This window comes from Cognatazoarcus halotolerans (genome assembly GCF_009800965.1).
GTDB classification, from domain to species: domain Bacteria; phylum Pseudomonadota; class Gammaproteobacteria; order Burkholderiales; family Rhodocyclaceae; genus Cognatazoarcus; species Cognatazoarcus halotolerans.
In genome coordinates this window covers 451887-478275 of the sequence record NZ_WUAF01000001.1, presented here as the reverse complement: position 1 = coordinate 478275, position 26389 = coordinate 451887, and the positions used below count along the sequence as shown (strand labels likewise).

Below are 26389 nucleotides of genomic sequence, written 5' to 3'. Positions count from 1 at the left end.
CTAATATACGCAATTCACCTTGCCTGACCAAACCCCGCATGTCCAAGACCGCGTCAGACCGGATGAGCCCCGAAGAGCGTCGTGTTGGTGCCACGTTGGCCTCGATCTTCGGCTTGCGCATGCTCGGCCTGTTTCTCATCCTCCCCGTCTTCGCTGTCTACGCCAAGACGCTTCCCGGAGGCGAAGACCTCTCCATGGTAGGGCTGGCGCTGGGGGCCTATGGTCTGACCCAGGCCTGCCTGCAACTGGCCTTCGGAGCCGCATCTGACCGCTTTGGCCGAAAACCGGTGATCGTGTTTGGCCTGTTGCTGTTTGCCCTCGGCAGCATGCTTGCCGCGATGGCAACCAACATGCACATGATGATCGCCGGCCGGGTGCTGCAAGGCGCGGGCGCCATCTCTGCCGCGGTGACCGCGCTGGCGGCCGACCTGACCCGAGAGCAGCACCGCACCAAGGTGATGGCGATGATCGGAGCGTCGATCGGTCTCGTTTTCGCGGGCTCGCTGGTGCTCTCCCCCGCGTTGTACGCGTGGATCGGGATGTCCGGCATCTTCTGGCTTACGGCGGTGCTCGCGCTGCTGGCAATCGTCGTACTGCTCACCGTGGTGCCCGCAGCGCCGCCGGTGCCGCGTGCCACCGGCCGGATCGTCGATATCCTGCTCGATCCGCAGTTGATGAGGCTGAATTTCGGGGTTTTCTGCCTGCATTTGATGCAGACGGCAATGTGGGTGCTGGTGCCGTCGGCGCTGGTGGCGACGGGGCACCTGCCGCTCGCCGAGCACTGGAAGGTCTATCTGCCGGCGGTGCTGGTTTCCTTCGTGTTCATGGTGCCGGCCGTGATAGTGGCGGAGAAGCACGGACGCATGAAGCTGGTTTTCAACCTGTCGATCGGACTTCTGTTGGTGGTGCAGATGGGCTTCTACCTGTACGGCCATGGCCTGATGCCACTGGCTTTGTGGCTGACGCTTTTCTTCGTGGCCTTCAATATCCTCGAGGCAACCCAGCCGTCGTGGATCTCTAGGGTGGCACCGGCCAGCGCCAAGGGGACCGCGCTCGGGATCTACAATACCCTGCAGTCGATCGGTCTTTTCCTGGGCGGGGCTTTGGGCGGGTGGATCGCCAAGCATCATGGCGCGGGAATGGTGAATCTCTTTTGCGGCGGCCTGGCCATCTGCTGGCTGCTCGCGGCGGCCGGCATGGTGGCGCCGGCAGTGCGCGCCCGTACAAGCGCGACCGCAAGCTGAATCAATAATTTCGAGAAGAGGAGTCTGGCATGGCATCGCTGAACAAAGTAATCCTGATCGGCAATCTGGGCGCCGATCCGGAAACCCGATACGCGCCTTCGGGCGACGCGATCTGCAATCTGCGTCTGGCCACGACCGAAACCTGGAAGGACAGGAACAGTGGTGAGCGCAAGGAAAATACCGAATGGCACCGGGTCGTGTTTTTCGGAAAACTCGCCGAGATCGCCGGCCAATACCTGCGGAAGGGTAGCCAGATCTACGTGGAAGGCCGCATTCAGACGCGCAAGTGGCAGGACAAGGAGGGGCAGGACCGCTACACCACCGAGATTCGTGGTGACGAGATGAAGATGCTCGGCAGCCGTCAGGGTATGGGTGGTAGTGATGCGCCATCGCGGGGCAGCGACCCGGGTGACTTCGATGCGCCGCAGAGTCGTCCTGCGCCATCTGCCCGCAAACCGGCGGCGCCGTCGAGTGGCGGTTTTGGCGATTTCGATGACGATATCCCATTCTGAGCCAATATCCCCTGTTCTGCCGTAATGGAAAGGCCCCGCACGCGGCGGGGCCTTAGTTTTTCTGGGGGCCGGACGGGGCACGCTTGCCCGCACCGCCGGTGAGATGTGCAGCTGCTCAGGGACGTTCGCCGCTCTCTTTTTCGGGTGACGAAGCGTCGTTTCTGTAAAGCTCGCCGAAGGTCTTCTCGGTGGGTTCGTCCGGGCTTTCGTCTCGAAGCACGGTCTGGGCGGCATCCCGCGATGAAGGGGCCGTGGCCTCCTCCGATGGCACCCCCGCCGGCTCGGCAGCAGGGGCCTCGGTACTGCCGTCCGGTGGGGTCGTCTGAGTCGGTGCTGGCCCATCGTCTTCACCCGATGGGGCTGGTTTGGTCGGGTCGATGGTTTCGGCGTCTTCCGCATCGACCCGGTTGGCAGCCTCACTGTCCGACCAGGTGGCGGAGGCTGCCGCGCCGCCCAGCAGCAGTCCGGTCACCCGTTCCCTGAAGAGAGCCTGCGTCGATCCGCTGGCGAGCTTCTCGTAGCCGGACGAGAGGTGTTCGAACAAGTCCCTGTAAGAGCCCGCCATCGAGGCGACCAGGCCAGCGGTCTTGTCGAAGTGGGACTCGACCTCCCGTTTGTAGTCGGAGATCTCGTCTTTCTGGCGCGACACCTCCGCCTCGAGTTCTTCGACGCGCTTCCTGGCACCCCCGAAGCCGCGGCCGATGAAGAAACCGACCACGGCTGCGGCAAACACTGCCGCGACGCCCACGAGCCACCACGTCTGTTCGGTCATAGCGATCCTCCTTTGAATTGATGCGTTATGCCTGGCCGCGAAACCCGGCCATGCGAGGCTTGTTGCAGGGGACCGGAGGGCGCTTCTCGCCGACGTTCTTCATGTCGGCGCAGGCGTGTTGTCGATGTCGAGTATATCGGTCATCCGGGCGACGCATGGTCCGGGCGGCCTGACACGGCCTTCCTGATGCGGGTGAGGCCCTCGTCAAGGATTGCCGGCGGACAGCCGAAATTTAGCCGGACGAAGCCCGGCGCACCGAAGGGCGCCCCGTCGGAAAGGCCCACTCCGGCCTCCTCGAAGAAGCGTACCGGCGAATCGATGTTGCGTTCGGCGATGAGTTGCCGGCAGTCGATCCATGCCAGATAGGTCGCTTCTGGCATCGTGCAGGCAAGTCCGGGAAGGCGCGCGATTTCGTCGACTACCTTTTGGCGGTTCTGCCTCAATACCTCGAGCAGTTCCAGCCGCCACGCTTCGCCGTGCGCGTAGGCTGCCTCGGTGGCGACCATGCCGAGGACGTTGGGGTGGGGCACTATGCCGCGCATCGCGCGCCGGTAGCGGGCGCGCAGTGTTGGGTCGGGAATGATGGCGAACGCGCAGTAGAGCGCGGCGATGTTCCAGGTCTTGCTCGGCGCCATGAGCGTAATCGTACGACGGGCCACGTCCTGGTCGAGCGAGGCAATCGGAATATGTGGGGTCGTATCGTCGAGCACCAGGCCGCAATGAATCTCGTCGGAGCAGATCACCATGTCATGTCGTTCGGCAATGATTGCGATTCGTTGCAGCTCCTCGCGGGAGAACACCCGGCCGACGGGATTGTGCGGGTTGCACAGCATGAAAAGGCGGCTTTCGGGGGTGAGCGTGCGCTCCACGGAGGCCCAGTCCCACTCCCAGCGACCGTCACGCAGTACCAAGGGGCATTGCTGCAGCTTGCGGTCGGCATTGCCGGGCGCCGAGAGAAACGGCGGGTATACCGGCGTCGCGGTAAAGATTCCGTCACCCGGTTCGCCGACGATCCGGCAGGCGAGATTGAACCCGGTGACCACCCCTGGCAACCAGACCAGCCAGTCGGCCTCGATCCGCCAGCCGTGATCCCTTTCGATGCCGGCGATCACGGCATCCGCAAGGCCGGGCCATGCATCGGCATAGCCGAACACGCCATGATCGATGCGTGTGTGAAGCGCGTCCAGGACGACTGGCGGGGCCGCGAAATCCATGTCGGCGACCCACATCGGGATGACGTCGCGATCATGATATCGACCCCACTTCTCGCCCGGAACGCTCCGGCGGTCGATGGTGTGCTGAAAGTCTGAGATGCTGGACATGCAGGGCTCCGGTGATGGCAGCCCCGAGTTTAACGTCTGCTCGCCTAAAGCCCGCCGCCGTGATGCTCGACGTAGTGTTTGAGTACCATCTTGAGCATCGCCACACGGCGCTTGTCGCCCTTGGCGCGTGCGTCGTCGAGGTCGTCGCAGATCATCCGTTTGATGCGCTTTTCACCACTCGGCGTATGCACCAGATACGAACCGAGTTCGACCGCGACCATTTCCGGAATATGCTCGTGTTCGGCAATGGCGAGAATTTCTTCCTCGTCCAGGTCCGATAGTTCGATGCAGTCTTGTAGCGTGAGCATGATGTTCCCTCCATTTTTGCCTTTGGACAGGCTTCAGGGATGTCCGACGCCGTCTGCCTGAGCGGTCGTACGCTTCTCTTTCTCCCCGTTCTGATGTCAGTAAAGCACTGAATCGGCTGCCGGGCATTGACATGGGGCAACGGGATCACGATTGCTTGCCCATCAGACTGTAGAATCGCCGTCTTCACTGAATCCGCAATGCAATGGAGAGAGACCAGATGAAAGAGCTCCGCACCCATCCGGACGGAATCCATGCGCTCGATTCCGGTTACGGTCGGCCACTGCTCGATGCAATTCATCTGGTCGAGCACTCGGGGCGTGTGGCCGTGATCGACACCGGTACCAACGACTCGGTGCCGCGCGTGATGGAAGCACTTGCGTACCTCGGCCTGTCCGTTTCGGCCGTCGATTTCGTCATGCTTACCCATATTCATCTTGATCACGCGGGAGGGGCTGGCGCGCTGATGCGGGCGTGTCCCGAAGCGAGGCTGGTGGTCCATCCACGTGGTGCGCGCCACATGGCTGATCCGTCGAAATTATGGGCCGGATCCGTCGCGGTATACGGGGAGGAGACGGCGCGGCGACTCTATGGCGAGATCATCCCCGTTGCGCAGGAGCGCATCATCGAGGCGGTAGACGGATGTGTCATCGAGATGGGGGGACGGCGATTCGAGTTCCTTGATACGCCGGGCCATGCGCGTCATCACGTCTGCATTTTCGATCACGGCGCGCGTGCCTTCTTTACCGGAGACACCTTTGGCCTTTCCTACCGCGAACTCGATGTGGACGGCCGCCCTTCAGTATTTCCGACGACCACGCCAGTACAGTTTGACCCGCAGGCCATGCATGCGTCGATTGACCGGCTTGTCGCCTATCAGCCCACCGCCATGTATCTGACTCACTACAGTCGGGTCACCGAAGTCCCGCGCTTGGCGGCGGACCTGCATCGCCTGATCGATGCGCACGTGGCGATCGCGGAGGCTGCGGTCGGTGAGGGTGTGGATCGGCATCGCAGGATCCGGGCGGGGCTGGAGGCGCTCGTGGATGACGAGTGTCTGAGACAAGGTTGGCCGCTGGATGGCGCTGCACTGCGTACCTTGCTTGAGATGGACATCGAACTCAACGCGCAGGGCCTCGGGGTCTGGCTCGATAGCCGCTGACCTTCTCTGGCGGTTTCGGCGATGGCCGTCCGTCGCCCGGGCACCAGTCTGCGGGGGTCGATTGGCCGGGAGTCCTCAGCGCCCGGCCGCGGCCTTGAGTTCGGCAGACAGGGTTTCGTACTTGATGCGGGCGGCGGGGTCGCCCTGTTCGGCGGCCTGACGGTACCAGTAGGCCGCCAGCCGGGTATCCTTGTCTTTCCCGTACCCCTCTTCGAACATGTGACCAATGATGTATTGCGCGCCGGGGTCGCCCGCCTCGGCTGCGGCCTGGTACCAGCGGGCAGCGAGCCTGTAGTCCCGGGGAACGCCCTGTCCGACGAAATACTGGGTGGCGAGACTCATCTGGGCGTCTCGCAAACCCTGTCCGGCCGCGCGGCCAAACCATTCGTGGGCAACTGCATAGTCGCGCTTCACGCCATCCCCGTGTTCATATAACAGCCCGAAATTGTATTGGGCCTGCGCCAGCCCGGCTTGCGCTGCGCGGCGAAGCCAACGCCATGCGGCGTTGCTCTCGTCGGAGTCGATTTCTCCCCGGTAAAGCATCATTGCGTAGTTGAAGCTCGCTAGCCGATTGCCGCCACGCGCACCAAGTTCAAACAGGCGGGCGGCTTCCGTAAGGTCGCCCTTGTCGTAGGCGGCGACACCTTCGGCGCTGAACTGCGCGGCATCCAACGGCTGGGCCATGGCCGACATGGCCGGAACGGCACTGGCGAGCGCTACGCAAACCAGAATTCTGAGCAGAATGCGGGGCATCGGGATCGTCCTCCTTGCGTGCTTCGATGGTAGCGGCGCCAGGGAGTTCAAGTGCGTGCGGGCCCTGTGTATGATCCGCCTCTGCATCGATTCAGGCTGTCCTTCATGAATGATCCCGAACGCACCGATCACATCCCCGTCGCGGCGGCCAGCGAGCGGCGTTTTGGCGGGGTTGCCCGGCTTTACGGCGACGCGGCGTTCGCCCGCATCCGCGCAGCGAGCGTGGCCGTGATGGGCATCGGTGGCGTTGGCTCCTGGGCTGCCGAGGCACTGGCGCGAAGCGGGGTCGGGCACATCGTGCTCATCGATCTCGATCATGTGGCCGAATCGAACATCAACCGCCAGATTCATGCGCTCGAAGAGACTCTGGGTGCCGCCAAGGTTGAAACCATGGCGCAGCGAATCAGGGCAATCGATCCCGCCGCCCGGGTTGATGCGATCGATGAGTTCGTGACGGCCGAGAACGCCGAATCGCTGCTGGCCGGTTGCGACTGGGTAATCGACGCGATCGATCAGGTCAAGGTCAAGGTGGCGGTGATCGGATTGTGCCATCGTCTCGGGATTCCGGTGGTCACCGCCGGCGGTGCCGGCGGCAAGACCGATCCGGCGAGGATTCGGGTGGATGACCTGTCGCGTACCGAGCAGGACCCGCTGCTGGCCAGGGTGCGCAAGAGCCTGCGCCAGACACAGGGTTTTCCGAGGGACCCGCGTCGGCGTTTCGGTGTGGCTGCGGTCTACTCCGATGAGCGCCTGCGCTACGCAACGGAGAGGGGCTCGGGCGAGGCACCCCAGGGATTGAGTTGCGCAGGATACGGGTCGAGCATGGTGGTTACCGCCAGCTTCGGACTCTTTGCCGCCGCCCAGGTCATCGACGGCCTGGCCCGCGGCGATGCCTGAGTCGCGTCAGCGGCCCGGTGCAGTCCGGCCGGGAAGCAGCAGAGCCGGATCTACGGCAGTGCCATTCAGGAATACGCTCCAGTGGACGTGCGGTCCCGTCGCGCGTCCGGTCGCACCGGCAAGGCCAATGATCTGCCCGCGCTCGAGGACCTGGCCAATCTTTACGTCGATGCGCTCGAGGTGGCAAAGCATGCTGATAAGGCCTTGCCCGTGGTCTATGAAAACGGTTTTGCCGTTGAAGAAATAGTCTCCGGTCAGGGTGATCTCGCCACCACCCGGTGCCGCGACGGGGGTGCCTTTCGGAACGGCAATGTCGAGCCCGCGATGGGGCGCTCTCGGCTCGCCGTTGAAGGTACGCCGGAGCCCGAACGCGCTCGAGTGCCGGCCGTTTGCAGGGAGTGAAAGAACCGGTTCATCCGTGTCGATCGCACGCCAGATCAGCTTGGCATCGTCCTGCAGGCGCTTTTCCTGCTCCCAGCGGGCAAGATCTTCCGGATCGGGGTCGACATGGCGCTTGTTGCGGACCACGAGGTGCTGCACCGGATAGCGCTTGTCGTGAATGTCGAGTTCCCTGGTTTCCAGTCGCCCCTGCTCGTCTGAGATGATGAGCGGGTAGGCGCCGGGCGTGGTGTCGAGCGGAATGCCGACAAGCGCCTGCCAGTTCCCGTTGTTCCGGTATACGAGCACCGGCTGGTCGCCGAATCGGGCGTGCGGTCGGGCCGAAGCTTCCGGGCCGAGGGGGACGCGGACGATTCCGCCCGGGACGGGGGCGTCCTGGAGTGCCAGGGCAAAGCCCGGCAAGAGCATCGCGAGCACGGCTGCGGCGAATCGGTTGGCAAGGAGGGGGAAGGGCTGCGGCATGAGCGGGGTCGTCTCGGCGTTTGATAATGATATGGTGTCATGAATGCACGGGTCGAGTGACCCGCCCGGAGCGGGTTCATTTTACGGAGAGATCCCATATGAAGCAGGCCGTCGTATTGTTTGCCCACGGGGCACGTGATCCGGCGTGGGCTGGGCCGGTGCGGCGGCTTGCCGCAACGATCGCCGAAACGGCCCCGGACTTGGTGGTCGAGGTCGCCTTTCTCGAGCTCATGGAGCCGCGTCTCGATGAAGCGATCGATCGCCTGGTGGAGCGCGGAGTGCGGCAGGTTCGTGTCGTGCCCGTATTTCTGGCGGAGGGCGGGCACCTGAAGCGCGACGTGCCGGTTTTGATCGATGCCGCCCGCGATCGGCATCCGGGATGCGAGCTTGTGCTGGTCCGCGCCGTCGGGGAGGACGAAGGCGTGATTCGTGCGATGGCGGCTTACGCCCTCGCCGGCTCGGGCGGCTGACTCGTTCATGGGTTGGCACTTCGGGCCGCTCGGTGGTGATTCGGCCGAGGGATGCGCCAGCTTTTCGCGCCGTGGCGAGGTGCCGGCGTTGGCTGCACGTCTTGCGCAGCTCTGTGCCAATGCCGACCTCGTTGAGCTCGGCTTGAATGAATTGATGCTCAATGCGATCGAACACGGTTTGCTCGGTATCGGCTTCGAGCGCAAGCGCACATTGATTGAATCGGGCTGCTGGCCGGCCGAAGTTGAGTGGCTCGAGGCTCGGCGGGAGCCCGGGATGGGCAGCGTGGTAGTGCAGTATCGACGGATCAATGAACTGATCTGTTTTACTGTCCGCAATCCCGGTGACGGTTTCGATTGCAGTGCTTACATGTCGGTCGCGCCGGCGCACAGTTCCGCCCCCAATGGGAGAGGGATTGCAATTGCCCGACAGCTGTGCTTCGAGTCTCTCTGTTATCGCAATGGCGGGCGCGAGGTCGAGGCGCTGGCCATCGCAAGATGACGCGGAGATCGGGATCGGGAAGCGCAGGTTTCCTCCGAGCGTGATTGACTTTCAATAGTATAAGCATATACTAATATTCATGAAGATCATTTCACCTACCCTGTCCTCGCTGATTCTCACGATCGGACTGGCGACGGGCATCGCAGCCGCCGCGGAGCCGGCGGTCGGGATTGCCCGAGTCGAATCCGGCCCTGTCGCGTCGAGCTACCCGGCGGAGGCATTCATCGAAGCGCTGGATGCATCGACCGTCGCCGCCCAGGTGCAGGGCCGGGTGATCGACGTCAGGGTTGACGCCGGAAGCCACGTCAAGCGCGGCGACGTCCTGATGAGGATCGACGCATCAGAAGCAGATCAGGCGGTTGCTGCCGCCGACGCCCAGGTGGCTCAGGCGCAGGCGAATTTGTCCAACGCCCGTGCCGCTTACGACCGAAGTCGCAGTCTCGTTGCGCGAAATTTCATTTCCAGGTCGGCGCTCGACCAATCCGAGGCGGCCTGGCGGGCTGCCGAAGCGCAGCTCAGGGCGGCTGTGGCGGGGCGCGCCCAGGCAACGACCAGCAGAGGCTTTGCCACCGTTACCGCGCCGATTTCCGGAGTCGTCTCGGAACGTCTTATCGAGCAGGGCGAAATGGCCCAGCCCGGGCGGGCGCTGGTCGCGATCTATACGCCAGGTTCAATGCGCGCGGTGGCAGACCTGCCCCAGTACAAGCTGGATGAGCTTCGCCGGGCCCCGCTGCAGGCTCGTGTGGAATTTCCGGCCGAGGGCCGCTGGGTGGATGCTTCGTCGGTCACGCTGTTGCCTGCGGCAGACCCGCGAACCCATACCGTACGGGCCCGTGTCCAGCTGCCGGCCAATGTGCCGGGCATTGTGCCGGGCATGTTCGCACGCGTGCATTTCCTGAGTGGTCAGGTTCCCCGACTGACCGTGCCCGTGGCCGCGGTACTGCGACGGGGCGAGGTGACCGCGGTATATGTAAGCGATGGCAAAGGCGGATTCCGGATGCGGCAGGTACGTCTCGGCGAAACCATCGGCGAGGGCCGTGTCGAAGTGCTGGCGGGGCTCGCGGGTAGTGAGGATGTGGCGCTGGATCCGGTGCGCGCGGGCATCGCGGTCAGATCCGCGGCCGGAAACTGAACGGAGGCGACATGTCCGAATCAGCCTCGCGTCTCGGTATCTCCGGCAGCATCGCTTCGGCCTTTCAGCGCAATGCACTGACCCCGTTGCTCGCCCTCGTGCTCTTCTTGATGGGCGTGTTCGCGACCCTCGTGACACCGCGCGAGGAAGAGCCGCAGATCGACGTGACCATGGCGAACGTGTTCATCCCGTTCCCCGGCGCATCCGCAAGAGACGTTGAATCGCTGGTGTCGACCCCTGCGGAGCAGGTGCTCTCGCGCATGGCGGGCGTAGAGCACGTGTATTCGGTGTCGCGACCCGGTATGTCGGTCATCACCGTGCAGTTCGAAGTCGGGGTGCCCAACCAGACAGCGCTGGTGCGACTCTATGACACCATCAACTCGAATCGCGACTGGGTAAGTCCACAGCTGGGAGTCGGCGATCCGATCATCAAGCCCAAGGGCATCGACGATGTGCCGATCGTCAGCCTGACCTTGTGGACGCCGGATCCGCAGCGCTCGGCTTTCGATCTGCAGCAGGTCGCTCGGGCGACGGAGATCGAGCTGAAGCACATTGCCGGCACCCGTGACGTGAGCACCATCGGTGGTCCCGGCCATGTGGTGCGGGTGCAGATGAATGCCGAGCGGATGAGTGCCTTTGGCGTCACCGCCCAGGATCTGCAGGCCGCCTTGCAACTCGCAAATGCCTCGCAGCCGGCCGGCAGCCTGGTGCGCGGCAACCGCGAGGTGCTGGTGCAGACCGGTACCTACATCGAGTCGGTGAACGATGTCCGGCGCCTTGTCGTCGGCGTTGCCGACGGCAAGCCGGTGTTCATGGCCGATGTGGCCACGGTGGATGACGGGCCGGACCAGGCCACCCAGTACGTGTGGTTCGGCACCGGCGCGGCTGCGGACAAGGCCGGGATCGACGCGAGCGGCCGTTTCCCCGCGGTGACCCTGCAGATCTCCAAGAAACCCGGTGTGAATGCGGCTGACGTGGCCGATGCGATTCTTGCCCGTACCAACGCGCTCAAAGGTGCGGTGATTCCGGATGGTGTCGAGTTCACCGTCACCCGCAATTACGGTGTCACGGCAAATGACAAGGCCCAGAAGCTCATCGGCAAGCTCGTTTTTGCGACCTCGGCGGTGGTCCTGCTGGTCCTGCTGGCGCTGGGCTGGCGCGAGGCGGTGATCGTCGGTCTGGCGGTGACGCTCACCCTTGCCGCGACGCTGTTCGCCTCGTGGGCCTGGGGCTTCACCCTCAACAGGGTAAGCCTGTTCGCGCTGATCTTCTCGATCGGGATACTCGTGGACGATGCCATCGTGGTTGTGGAGAACATCCACCGCTGGCAGCAGCTCGAGCCGCAGAAGCCGCTCTGGCAACTGATTCCGAAGGCAGTGGACGAAGTCGGCGGGCCGACCATCCTGGCGACCTTCACGGTGATCGCCGCATTGTTGCCGATGGCCTTCGTGACCGGGCTGATGGGCCCCTACATGAGCCCGATCCCGATCAACTCTTCGATGGGCATGTTCATCTCGCTGGCGGTGGCATTCGTGGTAACGCCGTGGCTCGCCCAGAGAATGCTCAAATCGGCGGATGCGCATCACCACGAGGGTGAGGACAAGCTGACCCGCAGGCTCGATGGCTTCTTTCGCCGCATCATGGGCCCGTTGCTCGACCCGCAGCGGGGTGGCCGGGCGCGCGCCGGACTGTGGGCCGTGGTGCTGGTATTGATTGCCGGTTCGGTGTCGCTTGCCGCTGTCGAGCTGGTTGTCCTGAAGATGTTGCCCTTCGACAACAAGTCGGAATTCCAGGTGGTCCTCGACATGCCGCCGGGCACGCCGCTGGAGGATACCAACAGGGTCCTGCACGAAATCGGCGACTATCTCGCCGAGGTTCCGGAAGTAACCGATTACCAAACCTACGCCGGTACGGCTGCGCCGATCAACTTCAACGGGCTGGTGCGTCAGTATTACCTGCGCAGCAACCCGGAGATGGGCGACGTTCAGGTCAACCTGGTCGATAAACATCACCGCGACCGCAAGAGCCACGAGGTCGCGATCGCGGTACGTGACGAGGTGATGGCGATTGCCCGGCGCAGCGGAGGCAATGCCAAGGTCGTCGAGGTCCCTCCGGGGCCGCCGGTGCTGTCGCCGATCGTTGCCGAGGTCTATGGACCGGACTATTCCGGCCAGATCGCCGTTGCGAAGACCGTTCGCGAAGCCTTCGAGGGCACCGCTGACATCCTCGGGGTCGACGATACGGTCGACGAGGTGGCGCCCAAGGTCGTGCTGCAAGTCTCCCAGGCCAAGGCCGCGTTGATGGGCGTATCCCAGGCCGACATCGTTTCAGTCGTGCGGCTCGGGCTCGCGGGCGAAGACGTCACTCCGGTCCATGGCGGCGACAACAAATACGAAATTCCGGTTCGTATCCAGTTGCCGGCAAGGGCCCAGTCCGGTGTGGACGCCCTGCTCAAGCTGAAGGTACGGGCTCGTGACGGAAAGCTGGTGCCGGTGTCCGAGCTCGTCGAAGTGCGCCCGACCAACCGCGATCAGGTCCTCTACCGCAAAGACCTGCTGCCGGTGGTCTATGTCACCGGGGACATGGGCGGAAAGCTCGATTCACCCCTCTACGGCATGTTCGCGATCCGCGACAAGCTCAAGGATCTGCCGCTGGTCGGCGAGCGCCTCGGCGGCACGCTTGACGAGTGGTTCATCCGTCAGCCGGTCGACCCGTACGCGGGCTACAGCATCAAGTGGGACGGCGAATGGCAGATTACCTACGATACCTTCCGTGACATGGGCATTGCCTACGGCGTGGGGTTGATCCTCATCTACCTGCTGGTGGTTGCCCAGTTCAGGAGTTACCTGGTGCCGCTCATCATCATGGCGCCGATTCCGCTGACCATCATTGGCGTCATGCCCGGCCACGCGCTGCTGGGTGCGCAATTCACCGCCACCTCGATGATCGGCATGATCGCGCTTGCCGGCATCATCGTGCGGAACTCGATCCTGCTGGTGGACTTCATCAACCATCAGGTCGGTGAAGGTATCGCCTTTGCCGAGGCGGTGATCCGTGCCGCGGCGGTACGAGCCAAGCCGATCGGCCTGACCGCGCTCGCGGCAATGATCGGTGCGATCTTCATCCTTGACGATCCGATCTTCAACGGACTGGCGATCAGTCTGATCTTCGGCATCCTCGTGTCGACCGTGCTGACACTCGTAGTGATCCCGGTGCTGTACTACGCCGCGTTCGCGCGTCGTTCCACATCACCCGATTGAGGGGGGCAGACCGGGGGGCGATTCCGTTGCCCGCCCCGGGCCCTGCCTCCAACCCGACCTAAAGGAGCAAGACCATGACCGTAAACCAGTTCGTCCGCATCTTCGCCGGCGCCTTCGTGCTGATCTCGCTGGCGCTTGGCGTGGAAGCCTCGCCGTTGTTCGTCAGCAAGAATTTCCTGTGGTTCACCGCCTTCGTCGGACTGAACCTGTTCCAGAGCGGGTTCACCCGTTTCTGCCCGCTGGAAAACATCCTGCGCAAATGCGGGGTGAAGGATTCCGTCGGCTGCGCCTGAGTCCGGGCGATAACTGCGTCGCGCTGCGCGGGCGCGCGGCGGGGTTCTTTCGCTCGCGACGGCCTCAAGTCATGAGCCGGCGATGCCGTTACGGCATGAATGCCGAACCATGCACGCAGCGCGTCCGATCCCCCTCCGGAATCACCGTATGATGCCGATCGCGTCGGGTCGGACGATGCCCGTCTGGTACCACGTTCCCCGCTGATCCTTGCGTTGGTGGTGTTCGCGGTCTGCATGGCGCTCGTCTTTGCGGTGGCCGAGCGACTGTGGGCGACCAGCGAGGCCCGCGAACTCGAGGCGACGCGTCACGAAGCCCGCCTCGTTGCCGAGGAGCTCAAGGACCGTTTTGAAAGTCTTGCGCATCTGCTGACCGGTGCAGCCGCTTTTGTGCGATCTTCCGATCGGGTGTCGACGAGTGACTGGCAGAGCTATCTGCACATCGCCCTCTCCCAGGTTGCCGCGCGGTCCGTCGTGCAGGGCGTGGCCTTCATACAGCAGGTCGATAAAGATCAGCTGGCAGCATTCGAGTCGATGCCCGATAGACCTGCCGGACATCCGGTGCGCGTGTTTCCGGCCGGTGAGCGGTCGCGTTACTTCCCGATTCGTTTCATCCAGCCTGCAACGCCCGAGAACAACAGGGTGCTCGGCTTCGATCTCTACACGGAGCCGGTTCGTCGCGCCGCGGTCGACGCAGCCCTTCGCAGTGGTCTGCCGACATTGTCAGGCCCGCTGGTACTCAAGACCGAACTCGGCGAGCGGCGGGTCGCGGCGGTGATGCTGTTACGGGTTCCGGATCGTCCAGAGGGACGGGGGCCGGACCAGCTCAGGGGCTTTACGCTCGTCGGATTCCGCTACGCGGATCTGATTCTCGGGATCGCGGATCGTCACGCCGCGACACTCGGCATTTCGGTCTCCGACGTCGGCGCTGCGGGGCAGATGCAGACGATTTTCGAGGAAACCCGGGGCTGGCCGGTGGCGCCCGGGCTCGGTCGATCCGTGACTGCCGGTGGGCGCACATTCGCACTTGCCTTCCATCCCGCTCCATCGCAAGCGGCGCTAACGGATGCCAGGGTGGCTTTCGCTGTCGGGACCTTGTTGAGCCTGCTGCTGGCGCTCCTGTCGTACAAGCTGCGCGTCGCGGAAGCGTGCGCGTCGGAACGTGCGAGGCACGCCACGACCGATCTCGCTGCCAGCGAGCGGCGTTTTGCGCTGGCGATGGAGGCAGCGTCGGAGGGCGTATGGGAATGGCGCGTGGGTGGCGCCAGCGTCTTCCTCTCGGCGCAGTGCAGTGCGCTGCTCGAGCCGCGGGTGGCGAACGACCGCGAGGGATTGCGCAGCCTGCTGCGCTTGCTTGGTCAGGCTGATCGTAGGGCGCTTCTGGCGAGCATCCGGGCTCTGGTGCGGGATTCGGTGCCGTGCGAGGTTGAGATCGATTTCGACGCGGGGTCGCGCGGGGCGAGGTGTCTGCGTGTCAGGGCCAGCGCAGACCGCATGCCGGATGGCTCCATGCTGGGAATTGCCGGCTCATTGTCCGACATTACCGATTTGCGCGAAGGCGAGCGGCGGTTGCGCCGGACCGAGAGTTTCCTTTCTCACCTTGTGGACGTGGTACCGGACGCCATTCTGGTAACGGATGCGGATTGTCGCGTGGTCATGCTCAATCAGGTTGCCGAACGTCTGTTCGGTCTCGAGCACGCGGCGGCGACCGGGCGAACCCTTTCGGAGATATTGGGTGACTCCTTCGGCACAAGGATGGAGCGCGAAGATCGGTGGGTTCTCGCGCACCGATCGGCGACCGCGCGAGAGGACGTTTTCGACGGACGTCCGCCCCGCCAGGTTCACCTCATGGTCCGCAAGGTGCCGATCCTGGATGTGAGCGACAGACCGGCGGTCGTGACGGTGCTCAATGACATCACGTCGCTGCGCAATGCCGAGCTGGAATTGCGGGCGTCCCTCGAGGAGTTCGATGCGCTGTTCCGCAATGCATCCCTTGGTTTCGTGCTGGTCGATCAAGCGGGTTTGATCCGAAAGTGCAACAGCGCCTTTGAAGGGATCATCAAGCGGGCCGAGGAAGAGTTGCTGCTCCTTGATTTCCGCAAGCTTCTGCCTGCAACGGAGGACGAGGTGTTCGAACCGATGTGGGAGCAGGCCTTCACGCAGGGTCGTTTCGGGCCGCTCGAGGCCCGGTGTCGAAGGTTTGACGGCGAAGTCGTGGCGGTCCGCATCGCGGGTGCCCGGGTCTCCCAGCTTGGAGGTGTCGGTGGCGTATGGTGCATCGTCGAGGACATATCGAGGGAGCACGCCGCGGACCGGGCCCTCGCGGCGGCGAATGCCGCCAACCGGACGATCCTTGCAGCACTGCCGGATGTCCTGGTCCAGGTGGACGAGTGTGGTCGATTCGTCCATGTGCATGCGGCGGATCCGTCCGAACTGACGGTCGACACCGAACATTTCCTCGGCCGGACGATCGAGGAGGTGTTGCCGCCGCAGCGTGCCGAGGCCTATCGGGCGTCGATCGCCAGGGCTGTCGCTGGCGGTGGCCCCCAGATCGTCGAGTATGCCGCCCGCGACCAGCGCGGCGAAATCCAGGACTACGAAGCGCGCACGACGCCGGTCCGCAGCGGTGGTGTGATCACCATCGTAAGGCGCATCACCGACCGGAAGAGGGCTGAGCGCGCGTTGCGCGAAAGCGAGTTGCGCTGGCAATTTGCGCTCGAAGGCGCGGGGGACGGTGTCTGGGACTGGAGTCTGCCCGCCCGCGAGGTCGTGCGTTCCGCCCGCTGGTATGCGACGCTTGGCTACGAGACCGATACCCAGCGGGGACAGTCCCGCCGCGACTGGCTTGCAATGGTCCATCCGGACGATCTGGCCAGCACCCGTGATCGTGTCGCGGCGATCGAAACCGGGAAGACCGACAGTTACGTCAATGAATACCGCCTGCGCGCCGCCGACGGTTCATGGCGCTGGGTGCTGAGTCGTGGCAAGGCGGTGTCTTTCGATCAAAACGGTGCCGTGACACGTGTGATCGGCACCACCACCGACATTTCGGAGCGCAAGCGCGCAGAGGCGGCCTTGCGCGAGAGCGAGGCGCGTTTCCGACGCATGGCGGATTCGGCCCCCGTGCTCATCTGGGTATCCGATGAACATGGCGAGCGCAGCTATCTGAACAGGACGTGGTGCAAGTTCGTGGGGGCTTCACTGGCTTCGCTGCTCGGTAGCGGTTGGCAACAGCATATCCACCCGGACGATCGGGCGGCCTACGTGTCCGCGTGCAAGGCGGCGATTGCCTCGGGTCAGGACTTTTCCGCCGAGCTGCGGCTGCTGCGTTCGGACGGGAGCTACCGCTGGCTTCTCGATACCGGCCTGGTGGCGCGCGATGCCGACGGACAGTTGAAAGGGTTCATCGGCAGCTGCGTGGACGTGACGGTGCTCAAGATGGCGGAGGGCGAGTTGCGGCGCCATGGCGAGCGTCTGTCGGAGCTGGTGGAGGAGCAGACGCGGGACCTGCGGCATGCCAAGGAAGTCGCGGAGGCCGCGAGCCAGGCGAAATCGATGTTTCTTGCAAACATGTCGCACGAGCTCAGGACGCCGCTGCACGCAATCCTCAGTTACGCTCAGCTCGGCGAGAATCGCGCCGGAGGTGTTCCGCCGGAGCGTCTCAAGGATTATTTCGGCCGCGTGAAGAGAAGCGGGGCCCGTCTGCTCGAACTGCTCAATGATCTGCTCGACCTGTCCAAGCTGGAAGCGGGGCGAATGACGATGTACCTGGATGACTGCAATCTGCGAAACGTGATCGACGAGGCGGTGCACGAGTTCGACGGGTTGGCGCACGTAAAACGGCTGGCCGTGGGTGTCTCGAGCCCGCCCGATGGCGTGGTCGCCCGCGTTGATGCGAAACGCATCGGTCAGGTCGTTCGAAACCTGTTGTCAAACGCGATCAAGTTTACGCCGGAGCATGGGCGAATCGAGATTTCGCTCACGGAATGCCGGATTCCGGCCGGGCGTCGCACCACCGATTCCGGTGCGACGCCCGGCGTGCGGCTCGTTGTTTCCGACTCGGGCGTCGGCATTCCGGCGGCAGAACTGGAGAAGATCTTCGACAAGTTCGTGCAGAGCACCGCCACCGCCTCCGGTGCGGGCGGCACGGGGCTCGGGCTGTCGATCTGTGCCGAGATCGTAAACGCCCACAAAGGACGCATCCATGCCGAATGCAATGCCGGCGGTGGCGCGGATTTCATCGTTGAGTTGCCGCTGGCCGCGGATACCCAGGGCGGACCCCGTCCCCGGACCGCGGAGCCGGCTGAATGGGGTTGCCTGTGAAGCAAATGCACATCCTCGTCGTTGACGACGAGCCCTTCAATCGCGAGATCCTGGCCGAGGTCCTCGATGATCCGGCCTACCGGATAAGTGTCGCGGAGGATGGCGGCCAGGCATGGGATCGCCTGACTGCGGACGGAGAATCATTCGACCTCGTCCTGCTTGACCGGATGATGCCCGGAATGGACGGGCTCGAGGTGCTCCGGCGGATGAAGGACACGCCGCGGCTGCGCGATCTTCCGGTAATCATGCAGACCGCAGCCGCTTCGCCGGATCAGGTGCGGGAAGGGATTGCGGCAGGGGCATATTACTATCTGACCAAGCCGTTCGAGCTCGAAACCTTGCTGACCATCGTGCGGGCCGCCCTCGACGATGCAAACCAGCGTACGCGCCTGCAGCAGCAGCTCAACGATCATGCGGGGTCGCTAGCCCTGGTGGTCAATGCGCGCTTCGAGTTCCGCACGCTCGAGGAGGCGCAGCACCTGGCAGTGGTCATCGCCGGCATGTGTGCGAATACCGAACTGGTCGCGATGGGGCTGTCCGAACTGCTGATCAACGCCGTCGAACACGGCAATCTGGGTATCACCTTCGAAGAAAAGACGCGTCTGAAGGAGCAGGACGGTTGGCAGGAGGAAGTCGAGCGGCGCCTTGGCCTGCCGGAAAATCTAGCCAAGCGGGCGGTGCTGTCGGTACGTCGCATTGAGGGGGGGTGGGAATTCGAGGTCTGCGACGAGGGCGAGGGGTTCGACTGGCCGCGCTTTCTGGAGCTTGCTCCGGAGCGCGCCTTTGCCCCGAACGGGCGGGGTATCGCCCTCGCGCGGCAACTCGCGTTCAGCGAACTCGAGTATCTCGACGGCGGCAGGAGAGTACGGGTAAGGACGGACGCCTGATCGGCCTCCGTTCATGCAATCGGGAGTTTTTGTCACCCAGGCGCAGTACCGCGCCGCAGGTCTCGAACAGGTTTGAAATGACACAACAGCTCGGTCTGAAGGTCCTCGTGGCGGACGATACCGCTGCCAACCGCAACATGATGGACGCGTTCTTGCGGAAACTCGGCTTCTCGTGCGTCACCGCGCGGGACGGGCGCGAGGCGGTCCAGGTGTTCGAGCACGAGCAACCCGATCTGGTGCTCATGGACCTGATGATGCCGGTGATGGATGGATTCGAGGCGACCCGGCTGATTCGCCAGAAGCAGGGCGCGCGCTGGGTCCCGGTGGTCATCCTGTCGGCGCTCAGCACGGAAGAGGACATCATTGCGGGTCTCGATTGCGGTGCCGACGACTATCTCACCAAGCCGATTTCGTTTGCCGTGTTCTCCGCGAAGATGCGCACGATGATCCGCCTGCTGACCATGCAGCGTTCGGTCTCCGACGCGCTCGAGCGCGTCAATGCAATTTCGAACGCGGTGATCGACGGGGTCATGTCGGTCGATGAGGACGGCATCATCCAGTCGAGCAACCGTGCGGCCTGTCAGTTGTTCGGTTACGACTGCGTCGAGCTCGTCGGCAAGAAGGTCGACATGCTGCTTGCCGACCCTGACGGGGCGGCGCTCGACCACATCGTGCGGCCCTGTCTGGCGGGCGGAGAGCCTCATTCGATCGGCCGTATCCGGGAATTCACCGCGCGCAGGAAAGGCGGCGGGACCTTCGTCGCCGAAATCGGTGTGAGCGAGATGAAGCTTGCTGACCGCCGGCTCTTCATCGCGGTGACCCGGGATGTGACCGAACGCCGGCGCGTGACGCGCCAGCTCGCCGAGAACGCCGACCGTCTGCAGCGTTTTCATGACGAACAGAAGGTCGAGCAGGACCTCGCCCGCTCTATCATGGAGCGTCAGATTCGGAGTGAATGGCTGCGAGATCCGAGAGTTGGGTTTGCGGTCATGCCCGCCAAGCATTTTTCGGGTGATCTGGTGCTGGTCGCGCGCTCGAATCAGAACCGGACCTATGCCATGCTCGCCGATGCCACCGGGCATGGTCTTGCCGCGGCGGTCAGCGTGCTGCCGGCACTCTCGCTGTTCTACCGTCTCGCGACGAGCAACGTACCCCTCGCGCACATGATCAGGGAGCTGAACGATCAGCTCCGGACGGCTCTGCCGGTCGGGCGCTTCGTCGGTGCGGGTCTGGTCTGCCTCGAAGAAGATGGTCTCGCCGGGGAAGTCTGGGTCGGTGGTGTTCCCGAAGTGCTGCTTGTGGCGCCGGATGGTTCGGTTGCCGGGCGCTTTGCCTCGCAGCAGTTGCCGCTCGGCATCGTGCCCAGCACACCCTTGGCGTCGCAGCCGGTGATCTTCGAGGCGAAACCCGGTCAGCAGATCGTGCTGTACTCCGATGGCCTCACCGAGGCGACAAACGCGGCGGGCGAAATGTTCGGCGAGGCACGCCTGCTCGAGGCGCTCGGCCGGGCGGGGCCCGCCGGACGTCTGGACGCGACCCGGACCGCTCTGGCGCAGCATCTTGCAGGTGTTCCTAACCAGGACGATGTCTCGCTGCTCCTGCTTGCCTGCGAGCCGACGCCCCGCAACGGCGATCCGAAAAACCCTATGGATCGATAGTGCATGGACAGACTGAAGCTTGATCCGGAGCGGCGTCGCAATCGCCGCATGGCGCTGGGCTGTGGTGCGAGGCTGTTCGTGCACGGACGGGGCGACCCGCTCGAAGCGGTCTGTACCGAGCTTGCGGTGGGCGGGCTGACCGTCCGGGCGGCCTACGTGCCGCGCGCAGGCGAAGTCCTGAAAGTGCAGGTCGCGTCACCGCCAGGCGGTATTGCACGACCGCCGTTGCAGGTGCGGGCGACGGTGCGTCGTTGCCAGCGGCTTTCGTCGGGCCAGTACGAAATCGGTCTCGAGATCGTCGAGGTGCTCGAATGAGCAGGGGTTCAGCGCGGGCGGCGCAAGGCCACCAGGACGCCGAACAGTGCAATGACCGCAAAGCAGACGAGTGACCAGTTCGCGATCGACAGACCGAGAAAGGTCCACGCCCGCTCGGTGCAATCGCCTGCACCGCGGAAGATCATCGGCAGCGCGTCGGCGAGCGGGAAACTCTCGAGCATGAATTCGAGTCCGGGGCCGCATTCCGAAACGGCGGGCGGATAAATCTGGATCCAGCTCTGTCGCGCGGCCACTCCGCCACCCGCGAGCGCAGCGACCAGCAACAGAAGGCCGTAGCCACGCCGCGCGCCGCCACCGGATCCGTGGAGCCCGGCGATCAGCGCGATCAGTGCGACCGCGACGAATGCGTAGCGCTGCATGATGCACATCGGGCAGGGTTCATAGCCACCGTAATACTGCAGGTAAAGACCGAAACCGAGCAGGCCGACGCAGGTTGCAAAGAGCAGCAGGAAGGGGTGTCTCGGGTGCTTGAGCAATGAGGCGATCATGTGACGTGGTGGCTGCTTTCGAGAGGCAATGGACAGGATCTGCGGGCCCTGGTTCCCGGTAGGCCTTTAGTCGTGGGCCAGTGCGCCGAGTGCGTCCGCTTGCCGCAACAAGGGGGTCGGGATGGGGATCTTGCCCGCCAGCATGTCGCGTATGGTTGCGGCGTTGGCAGCCGGCGAAATGCCCTCCGGCATGTCAGGCAACGGCGGCGCCCCGCCTTCGTCGCCCGGGTTCAGCAGCAGCCGTTCGCCATCGCGGTATCCGGCCAGCCTGGGCATGCGCCGCGGATTGGCGTAGGCCTCGCCCTCGGTGCCGCGCAGCAGCATGGCTCGGCCGCCGTCGTGGGCAAGAAAATCATCCATGCGTTCGAGGTATTCCGGGTGCGTGACTGCCACGACACGTACGCTTCGGCCGGGGCACGGATCCAGCAGCTTCGCCATGGTATGGCCGACACTGCGGACACCGAGTGTCAGTCGGGTGGCCAGCAGTCCGTCAAGGCCCGGAGAAAGCAGTCCGAGACCGACACATGCGGGTTTGCCGCTGGCGATCGTGCGGCTGGCCGCTTCGAGGGACGGGGCCTGTTCGACCCCGAGCGCTGCCAGCAGATCGAAGGGGCTGATCCGCGACTCGAAATCATGGCGCCCCTGTATCGCTACCGGTATGCCGCGCTCCGTCAGCATCATTGCCAGCAAGGGCATCAGGTTGGGTTGCCGGCGGGCGCCATTGTAGCTGGGCAGTATTACGCAGCGGGGGCCGTCAGGGATGCTGAGGCGAGGCGTGCGGCTGTCCAGCGCGCGCTTGAAACCAATCAGCTCCTCGGTGGATTCGCTCTTGATGCGCAGCGCGATGAGGATCGCACCGAGCTCCAGCGGCGGGACCTTGCCGTCGAGCATGTCACCAAACAGTGTTTCTGCCTGATCGGTCGACAAGGAGCGGGCACCCTTGGCGCCGCGACCGAGTTCCTTGATATAGGGGGCGTAGTTCATGGTCGGCATTATGGCCAATACCGGCGCTTGCTGCAGCGCAATCTCGCTGCGTTCGCGCGTGGCCATGCCGCTTCAGACTGCACGGCCGAGTGCATTGTGCAGGCAGGCCGCAAGCTGGTCGAAGCGGAAGGGTTTGATGAGGTAATCGTTCATGCCGGCGGCGAGGCAGAGCTCGCGCGTTCCGGTCACGACGTCGGCCGTGAGCGCGATGATCGGTACCGCTGGTGTGCCGTCCGCCTGCTCCCGCGCCCGCCAGCGGCGCGTCACTTCGTATCCGTCCATGCCGGGCAGACCGCAGTCCATGAGTACCGCGCGGTAGCGGTCCGATTGCATCTCGAGTGCCTGCTCGCCACTGTCCGCGACCTCGCATGTCAGCCCCAGGCGGTTCAGGCAATTGCTGGCGACGAGCTGGTTGGTGAGGCTGTCCTCGACGAGCAGTACGCAGCCACTGAGGGTGGGAGTCGGAGGCGGTGCGCGTCGATTGGCCGGTGCGCTTCTGCAGGGCAGGTCGAGCGTGAAGCGGCTGCCTTTGCCGGGTGCGCTGTCGACATGAATCGTTCCGCCGAGCAGGCTGGTCAGCTCACGTACGATCGCCAGCCCGAGGCCGCTTCCGCCGAAGCGTCGCGCATGAGAATTGTCAGCCTGGGTGAATGCATCGAAGATCCGATCCTGATCCTGACCTGAAATGCCGATCCCGGTGTCGTTGACGACGAGCTTCAGAACCCGCAGTCCGGGTGTCGCGCCTTCGGTCTCGCTGGCGATGAGCGTCACGCTCCCGCTGCCAGTGAACTTGATCGCGTTCCCGATCAGGTTGAGCAGTACCTGCCGGATCCGGCCCGCGTCGCCGGCCAGCGTCGGTGAAAGTTCCCCCGTGATCTCCAGGCGACAGTCGAGTCCCTTTGCACGGCCGCGCGGAAACATCAGCGTGGCGAGGTCTTCGAGCAGTTCACGCGGTGAGAATGCCTGGATGTCGAGCTCCATGCGGCCGGCCTCGATGCGCGAAAAATCGAGCACGTCGTCTATCAGTCCCAGCAGATGCTGGCCTGAATTCTCGAGGGTGCGGAGATATTCGCGCTGACTTGAATCGAGCGGTGTGAGCGTCAGCAGCTGGCACATGCCGAGCACGCCGTTCATCGGGGTGCGGATCTCGTGACTCATCGTTGCGAGAAAGCGGCTCTTCGCTTCACTGGCCTGTTCGGCCGCGTGGCGGGCGCTGTTCGCCTCTTCGAGCGCTCGCGAAAGCTGCAACTGGAGCAGGTTATTCGCCCGACTCACACCCGCGACCCGTTTTCCGTTGAAGATCAGCGAAACGACGAAAAGGGCCAGCGCAAGAGCGACGAGTTGATCGGTAAACGTGTTCCTGAGTGCGAAGGCGATGACGTTCGGCAGCAGCATCAGCCCGAAAAACCACAGATACGCGGGCAGCAGGCTGGTCAGGCTGACCATGCCGGAAGCCGCGACACCCATCAGGATGAGCGGCAGGATGGTTTGCAAGGCGATGTTGTCTGGCGTGTATAGCAGCAGACCGCTGGCACCCCAGATACCGCCGGCCAACGCGGCGCCGGTGATGAATCGCCGTGACCATTCACGTACGCTGCGCCGCTCTGGCGAGGCTGCGTACTGTCTGAATTGCCGCAGCCGCCACAAGGACACCAGGTTGTTGAGGCTCCACCATGTCGGCAAGGTCCACCATGGCTGTATGTCGTTGCGATAGAAAAACCAGATCAGGCTGCTGATGACCGCCGAAAACGGAAGAACGGAGGTTGCCAGGCGAGCGTGCAGGGCAAGCATCCGCTGCTGCAGAAGGGCTTCCGGAACGTCCGGGCGCGGATCGGGTGGGTTTTCCATGCTTCAGCGGATATCGGTTAGGATCTGAGCAACTTTAGGTGCTTCGGCCCGGGCAGCTTCGGGAGAAACACCGGATCTGAAATCGATCGTTCAACAGGAGCCAGCATGGAAACCGGATTCATTGGACTGGGACTCATGGGCCGTCCGATGGCGCTTAACCTTCTCAGGGCCGGGCATCGCGTGCGGGTATGGAGCCGCCGCGAGGCCTCGCTCGAGCCGCTTCTCGAGGCTGGTGCGAGCGCGTGCCGGAATGCCCGCGAGGTCGCCGCCTCGTCCGAGATCGTCATCAGCATGGTGGCCGACGCCCCGGACGTCGAGAAGGTCGCGCTGGGCAGCGATGGTGTCGCCGATGGCGCGCGGCCCGACGCGATCTTCATCGACATGAGCACCATCGCACCGAGCGCGGCGAGGTCGATCTCGGCACGACTCGCCGAACGTGGCGTGTGCATGCTCGATGCCCCTGTTTCGGGCGGCGAGGCGGGGGCGATCGCCGGCACCCTGACCATCATGGTCGGTGGCCCTGAGGCCGCCTTTCGCAAGGCCTTGCCGCTGTTCGAGGCGATGGGCGGGAAGATCACCCATATCGACGAAAAGCCCGGTGCCGGGCAGGTCGCCAAGGCCTGCAACCAGGTCATCACCGGTGTTGGTGTGGCCTCGCTTGCGGAGGCCCTGAATTTTGCCCGCAGCAGCGGCGTCGATCTTGCGGCGGTTCGCCAGGTGTTGATGGGTGGGCTGGCGAACAGCCGGATTCTCGAAAATCACGGACAACGAATGGTGGCGCGTGATTTCGCACCCGGCTTCAAGTCGTGGATGCACCTCAAGGACATGCGCATCGTGCTGAGCGAGGGCCATGCGCTGCACGTTCCGCTGCCGACCGCCGCGGCCGCGGCGCAACTGTACTCGGCGATGCTGGGTTCCGGCTTGGGTGAGGAGGATTCGGTCGCGATGTTGAAGCTGTTCGAGTCGATGAGCGGTTCGAGCGAAATGCGGGAGGAAGGCCAATGAAAGTCGGTTTTGTCGGACTGGGCGCGATGGGGCGCCCGATGGCGGAAAACCTTCTGCGCGCGGGGTTTCCGGTGGCCGTATGGGCACGACGTGCGCAGAGTGCGGCACCGCTCGAGGCGGCCGGTGCCGTGCTCCGTCCGACCCCGGCGGCGCTTGCGGCCGACGTCGATGTCGTGATCTCGATGGTGACCGGCAGCGGTGACGTCGAAGCTTTGGTGCTCGGTGGGGAGGGCCTGCTCGCAGGGTTGCGTCCGGGGGCGGTGCACGTGGACATGAGCACGATCGCGCCGACCACTGCGCGCGCGCTTGCGGCGCGCTGCAGTGAAAAGGGCGTGGTCTTTCTCGATGCGCCTGTCTCGGGTGGTGTCGCCGGTGCGGTCAACGGGACGCTCGCCATCATGGTCGGGGGAGACGAGGGCGCGCTTGAAAAGGTGAAGCCGGTCCTCGAGGCGATGGGCAAGACCATCCTCAGGGTGGGGCCCAGTGGTGCGGGACAGGTCGCCAAGGCCTGCAATCAGATGATCTTCGTTACCGCGGAACAGGCTTGTGCCGAGGCGCTTCGGCTGGCCGCTGCCAGCGGTGTAGATCCGGCCCGGGTCCGCGAGGCATTGCTGGGTGGTTCGGCCTGGTCCAGAGCGCTGGAAGGCTGGGGTGAGAAGATGGTCCGCCGCGACTTTTCGGGTGGTGTAGAGGCGCGCCTTCATCACAAGGACTTCGGAATCCTCATGGACGAAGCGATGCGCCTGGGCGCGCCGCTGCCGATTGCCGCGCAGGTGTGGCAGCAGCTCGACGCGCTGATGAGCAACGAGTGGGGGCGCAAGGACACTTCCATCCTGCTGCGGGTGCTCGAGCGAAGCGGTGGGGTGGACAGCGGTGAGGAGCGGATGTGATCCCGCGCAGGCGCGCCCTGCTGTCCGCCGCCGTGGCAGGCCTGCTGGCCGCAGCCTGTGCATCGGTGCCGATTGGTCTCGAGGCGCCGCAGGTGAGTCTCTCCGACGTCTCGCTGCAGGGCGGTGGCCTGTTCGAACAACGCATCGGACTGGTGCTGCGGGTGGTCAATCCGAACCGTCGGGCCCTGGCAATCGACGGCATGAGTTTCGACGTGGAACTCAACGGCAAGAAGTTCGCCCATGGCGTTTCCGACAGAGCGGTCACGATTCCCGGGCTCGGTGAAGCGCTGATCGACGTAACCGCAGTCACGTCGCTTGGCGATGCGCTGCGCCAGCTGGGCGCGTTCGGAGAGCATCGGGGTGTCGCGTATCGCCTGTCCGGGAAGGTGTTGATGAGTGGTTTCGGTTCGTTGCCCTTCGAGCGCAAGGGCGAGGTCAGCCTGCCCGATCCGTCCCGTGGGAGCGGGGGTGCGACCAGCCGCTTCTGAAC

Annotated in this window: 24 protein-coding genes; 16 read left to right on the top strand and 8 right to left on the bottom strand. The window is 64.2% G+C overall.

What is annotated here, in order from left to right:
- Positions 1 to 38: 38 nt before the first annotated feature.
- Both GQB03_RS02210 and ssb read left to right on the top strand, forming a co-directional pair.
- The gene (locus tag GQB03_RS02210; protein ID WP_235026901.1) at positions 39 to 1244 is read left to right on the top strand and encodes an MFS transporter; all 1206 of its coding nucleotides are present in this window, start codon (positions 39 to 41) and stop codon (positions 1242 to 1244) included.
- Positions 1245 to 1273: 29 nt separating this feature from the next.
- Complete coding sequence (gene ssb / locus GQB03_RS02205; RefSeq protein WP_159683596.1) at positions 1274 to 1756, top strand: single-stranded DNA-binding protein; 483 nt, start codon at positions 1274 to 1276, stop codon at positions 1754 to 1756.
- 115 nt (positions 1757 to 1871) lie between these two features.
- Here the strand turns inward: ssb and GQB03_RS02200 are convergent, their stop codons facing one another.
- The 3 genes from GQB03_RS02200 to GQB03_RS02190 form a co-directional block, all read right to left on the bottom strand.
- The gene (locus tag GQB03_RS02200) at positions 1872 to 2528 is read right to left on the bottom strand and encodes a ZapG family protein (RefSeq protein WP_159683594.1); all 657 of its coding nucleotides are present in this window, start codon (positions 2526 to 2528) and stop codon (positions 1872 to 1874) included.
- A 140-nt stretch (positions 2529 to 2668) separates the two neighbouring features.
- Positions 2669 to 3850: a MalY/PatB family protein gene (locus GQB03_RS02195; RefSeq protein ID WP_159683591.1), complete on the bottom strand. Its 1182-nt coding sequence runs from the start codon at positions 3848 to 3850 to the stop codon at positions 2669 to 2671.
- 44 nt (positions 3851 to 3894) lie between these two features.
- Positions 3895 to 4158: a hypothetical protein gene (locus GQB03_RS02190; protein WP_159683587.1), complete on the bottom strand. Its 264-nt coding sequence runs from the start codon at positions 4156 to 4158 to the stop codon at positions 3895 to 3897.
- Positions 4159 to 4376: 218 nt separating this feature from the next.
- On the opposite strand from GQB03_RS02190, the gene GQB03_RS02185 reads away from it, so the two are divergent.
- Positions 4377 to 5318: an MBL fold metallo-hydrolase gene (locus tag GQB03_RS02185; RefSeq protein ID WP_159683584.1), complete on the top strand. Its 942-nt coding sequence runs from the start codon at positions 4377 to 4379 to the stop codon at positions 5316 to 5318.
- Positions 5319 to 5393: 75 nt separating this feature from the next.
- Here GQB03_RS02185 and GQB03_RS02180 read toward each other — a convergent pair whose 3' ends face one another.
- A complete protein-coding gene (locus GQB03_RS02180) occupies positions 5394 to 6071 on the bottom strand; it encodes a tetratricopeptide repeat protein (protein ID WP_159683582.1) in 678 nt (225 codons plus the stop codon).
- A 105-nt stretch (positions 6072 to 6176) separates the two neighbouring features.
- Here GQB03_RS02180 and GQB03_RS02175 point away from each other — a divergent pair, with 105 nt between their 5' ends.
- Entirely contained in the window at positions 6177 to 6968 is a 792-nt protein-coding gene (locus GQB03_RS02175; protein ID WP_159683579.1) for a tRNA threonylcarbamoyladenosine dehydratase, read from the top strand.
- A 6-nt stretch (positions 6969 to 6974) separates the two neighbouring features.
- On the opposite strand, the gene GQB03_RS02170 is transcribed toward GQB03_RS02175, so the two are convergent.
- On the bottom strand, positions 6975 to 7829 hold the full coding sequence (locus tag GQB03_RS02170; RefSeq protein WP_159683577.1) for a peptidoglycan DD-metalloendopeptidase family protein: 855 nt from the start codon (positions 7827 to 7829) through the stop codon (positions 6975 to 6977).
- 98 nt (positions 7830 to 7927) lie between these two features.
- On the opposite strand from GQB03_RS02170, the gene GQB03_RS02165 reads away from it, so the two are divergent.
- The 9 genes from GQB03_RS02165 (at position 7928) to GQB03_RS02125 (ending at position 20663) form a co-directional block, all read left to right on the top strand.
- Positions 7928 to 8299: a sirohydrochlorin chelatase gene (locus tag GQB03_RS02165; protein WP_159683574.1), complete on the top strand. Its 372-nt coding sequence runs from the start codon at positions 7928 to 7930 to the stop codon at positions 8297 to 8299.
- A 7-nt stretch (positions 8300 to 8306) separates the two neighbouring features.
- The gene (locus GQB03_RS02160; RefSeq protein ID WP_159683571.1) at positions 8307 to 8798 is read left to right on the top strand and encodes an ATP-binding protein; all 492 of its coding nucleotides are present in this window, start codon (positions 8307 to 8309) and stop codon (positions 8796 to 8798) included.
- Between the two features lie 79 nt (positions 8799 to 8877).
- Entirely contained in the window at positions 8878 to 9930 is a 1053-nt protein-coding gene (locus GQB03_RS02155; protein WP_159683569.1) for an efflux RND transporter periplasmic adaptor subunit, read from the top strand.
- An 11-nt stretch (positions 9931 to 9941) separates the two neighbouring features.
- On the top strand, positions 9942 to 13190 hold the full coding sequence (locus GQB03_RS02150; RefSeq protein WP_159683566.1) for an efflux RND transporter permease subunit: 3249 nt from the start codon (positions 9942 to 9944) through the stop codon (positions 13188 to 13190).
- A gap of 74 nt (positions 13191 to 13264) precedes the next feature.
- On the top strand, positions 13265 to 13483 hold the full coding sequence (locus GQB03_RS02145; protein WP_159683563.1) for a YgaP family membrane protein: 219 nt from the start codon (positions 13265 to 13267) through the stop codon (positions 13481 to 13483).
- 99 nt (positions 13484 to 13582) lie between these two features.
- Positions 13583 to 17803 carry a PAS domain S-box protein gene (locus tag GQB03_RS02140; RefSeq protein WP_159683560.1) on the top strand — a complete coding sequence of 1407 codons (4221 nt, stop codon included), beginning with the start codon at positions 13583 to 13585 and terminating at the stop codon, positions 17801 to 17803.
- A complete protein-coding gene (locus GQB03_RS02135; RefSeq protein WP_159683557.1) occupies positions 17788 to 18690 on the top strand; it encodes an ATP-binding response regulator in 903 nt (300 codons plus the stop codon). The genes GQB03_RS02140 and GQB03_RS02135 overlap by 16 nt, the downstream gene beginning before the upstream one ends.
- Before the next feature lie 77 nt (positions 18691 to 18767).
- Positions 18768 to 20348, top strand: a complete 1581-nt coding sequence (locus GQB03_RS02130) for a SpoIIE family protein phosphatase (protein WP_159683553.1) — start codon at positions 18768 to 18770, stop codon at positions 20346 to 20348.
- Between the two features lie 3 nt (positions 20349 to 20351).
- Positions 20352 to 20663 carry a PilZ domain-containing protein gene (locus tag GQB03_RS02125; protein WP_159683550.1) on the top strand — a complete coding sequence of 104 codons (312 nt, stop codon included), beginning with the start codon at positions 20352 to 20354 and terminating at the stop codon, positions 20661 to 20663.
- 8 nt (positions 20664 to 20671) lie between these two features.
- On the opposite strand, the gene GQB03_RS02120 is transcribed toward GQB03_RS02125, so the two are convergent.
- The 3 genes from GQB03_RS02120 to GQB03_RS02110 form a co-directional block, all read right to left on the bottom strand.
- Positions 20672 to 21172, bottom strand: coding sequence for a disulfide bond formation protein B (locus tag GQB03_RS02120; protein ID WP_159683547.1), 501 nt, complete (start codon positions 21170 to 21172; stop codon positions 20672 to 20674).
- A 66-nt stretch (positions 21173 to 21238) separates the two neighbouring features.
- Positions 21239 to 22156, bottom strand: coding sequence for a DNA-binding protein YbiB (gene ybiB / locus GQB03_RS02115; protein WP_159684075.1), 918 nt, complete (start codon positions 22154 to 22156; stop codon positions 21239 to 21241).
- A gap of 72 nt (positions 22157 to 22228) precedes the next feature.
- Positions 22229 to 24004 carry an ATP-binding protein gene (locus GQB03_RS02110; protein WP_159683544.1) on the bottom strand — a complete coding sequence of 592 codons (1776 nt, stop codon included), beginning with the start codon at positions 24002 to 24004 and terminating at the stop codon, positions 22229 to 22231.
- 105 nt (positions 24005 to 24109) lie between these two features.
- Here GQB03_RS02110 and GQB03_RS02105 point away from each other — a divergent pair, with 105 nt between their 5' ends.
- Genes GQB03_RS02105 through GQB03_RS02095 form a run of 3 tightly spaced genes read left to right on the top strand, consistent with a single transcriptional unit; the run spans position 24110 to position 26387 of the window.
- Positions 24110 to 25009, top strand: a complete 900-nt coding sequence (locus GQB03_RS02105) for an NAD(P)-dependent oxidoreductase (protein WP_159683541.1) — start codon at positions 24110 to 24112, stop codon at positions 25007 to 25009.
- Entirely contained in the window at positions 25006 to 25899 is an 894-nt protein-coding gene (locus GQB03_RS02100) for an NAD(P)-dependent oxidoreductase (RefSeq protein WP_159683538.1), read from the top strand. Before GQB03_RS02105 ends, GQB03_RS02100 begins: the two co-directional genes overlap by 4 nt.
- Positions 25896 to 26387: an LEA type 2 family protein gene (locus GQB03_RS02095; protein ID WP_159683535.1), complete on the top strand. Its 492-nt coding sequence runs from the start codon at positions 25896 to 25898 to the stop codon at positions 26385 to 26387. Before GQB03_RS02100 ends, GQB03_RS02095 begins: the two co-directional genes overlap by 4 nt.
- The last annotated feature ends 2 nt before the right edge of the window (positions 26388 to 26389 follow it).

What these genes read in the sequence shown, in the direction of transcription:
- GQB03_RS02175 (WP_159683579.1), top strand. Translation starts at nt 6,177, where the DNA reads ATGAATGATCCCGAACGCACCGATCACATCCCCGTCGCGGCGGCCAGC.
- GQB03_RS02165 (WP_159683574.1), top strand. Translation starts at nt 7,928, where the DNA reads ATGAAGCAGGCCGTCGTATTGTTTGCCCACGGGGCACGTGATCCGGCG.
- GQB03_RS02200 (WP_159683594.1), bottom strand. Translation starts at nt 2,528, where the DNA reads ATGACCGAACAGACGTGGTGGCTCGTGGGCGTCGCGGCAGTGTTTGCC.
- GQB03_RS02135 (WP_159683557.1), top strand. Translation starts at nt 17,788, where the DNA reads ATGGGGTTGCCTGTGAAGCAAATGCACATCCTCGTCGTTGACGACGAG.
- GQB03_RS02170 (WP_159683577.1), bottom strand. Translation starts at nt 7,829, where the DNA reads ATGCCGCAGCCCTTCCCCCTCCTTGCCAACCGATTCGCCGCAGCCGTG.
- GQB03_RS02120 (WP_159683547.1), bottom strand. Translation starts at nt 21,172, where the DNA reads ATGATCGCCTCATTGCTCAAGCACCCGAGACACCCCTTCCTGCTGCTC.
- GQB03_RS02125 (WP_159683550.1), top strand. Translation starts at nt 20,352, where the DNA reads ATGGACAGACTGAAGCTTGATCCGGAGCGGCGTCGCAATCGCCGCATG.
- GQB03_RS02210 (WP_235026901.1), top strand. Translation starts at nt 39, where the DNA reads ATGTCCAAGACCGCGTCAGACCGGATGAGCCCCGAAGAGCGTCGTGTT.
- GQB03_RS02140 (WP_159683560.1), top strand. Translation starts at nt 13,583, where the DNA reads ATGCCGAACCATGCACGCAGCGCGTCCGATCCCCCTCCGGAATCACCG.
- GQB03_RS02100 (WP_159683538.1), top strand. Translation starts at nt 25,006, where the DNA reads ATGAAAGTCGGTTTTGTCGGACTGGGCGCGATGGGGCGCCCGATGGCG.
- GQB03_RS02105 (WP_159683541.1), top strand. Translation starts at nt 24,110, where the DNA reads ATGGAAACCGGATTCATTGGACTGGGACTCATGGGCCGTCCGATGGCG.
- ybiB (WP_159684075.1), bottom strand. Translation starts at nt 22,156, where the DNA reads ATGAACTACGCCCCCTATATCAAGGAACTCGGTCGCGGCGCCAAGGGT.
- ssb (WP_159683596.1), top strand. Translation starts at nt 1,274, where the DNA reads ATGGCATCGCTGAACAAAGTAATCCTGATCGGCAATCTGGGCGCCGAT.
- GQB03_RS02160 (WP_159683571.1), top strand. Translation starts at nt 8,307, where the DNA reads ATGGGTTGGCACTTCGGGCCGCTCGGTGGTGATTCGGCCGAGGGATGC.
- GQB03_RS02190 (WP_159683587.1), bottom strand. Translation starts at nt 4,158, where the DNA reads ATGCTCACGCTACAAGACTGCATCGAACTATCGGACCTGGACGAGGAA.
- GQB03_RS02130 (WP_159683553.1), top strand. Translation starts at nt 18,768, where the DNA reads ATGACACAACAGCTCGGTCTGAAGGTCCTCGTGGCGGACGATACCGCT.
- GQB03_RS02180 (WP_159683582.1), bottom strand. Translation starts at nt 6,071, where the DNA reads ATGCCCCGCATTCTGCTCAGAATTCTGGTTTGCGTAGCGCTCGCCAGT.
- GQB03_RS02150 (WP_159683566.1), top strand. Translation starts at nt 9,942, where the DNA reads ATGTCCGAATCAGCCTCGCGTCTCGGTATCTCCGGCAGCATCGCTTCG.
- GQB03_RS02155 (WP_159683569.1), top strand. Translation starts at nt 8,878, where the DNA reads ATGAAGATCATTTCACCTACCCTGTCCTCGCTGATTCTCACGATCGGA.
- GQB03_RS02145 (WP_159683563.1), top strand. Translation starts at nt 13,265, where the DNA reads ATGACCGTAAACCAGTTCGTCCGCATCTTCGCCGGCGCCTTCGTGCTG.
- GQB03_RS02110 (WP_159683544.1), bottom strand. Translation starts at nt 24,004, where the DNA reads ATGGAAAACCCACCCGATCCGCGCCCGGACGTTCCGGAAGCCCTTCTG.
- GQB03_RS02195 (WP_159683591.1), bottom strand. Translation starts at nt 3,850, where the DNA reads ATGTCCAGCATCTCAGACTTTCAGCACACCATCGACCGCCGGAGCGTT.
- GQB03_RS02185 (WP_159683584.1), top strand. Translation starts at nt 4,377, where the DNA reads ATGAAAGAGCTCCGCACCCATCCGGACGGAATCCATGCGCTCGATTCC.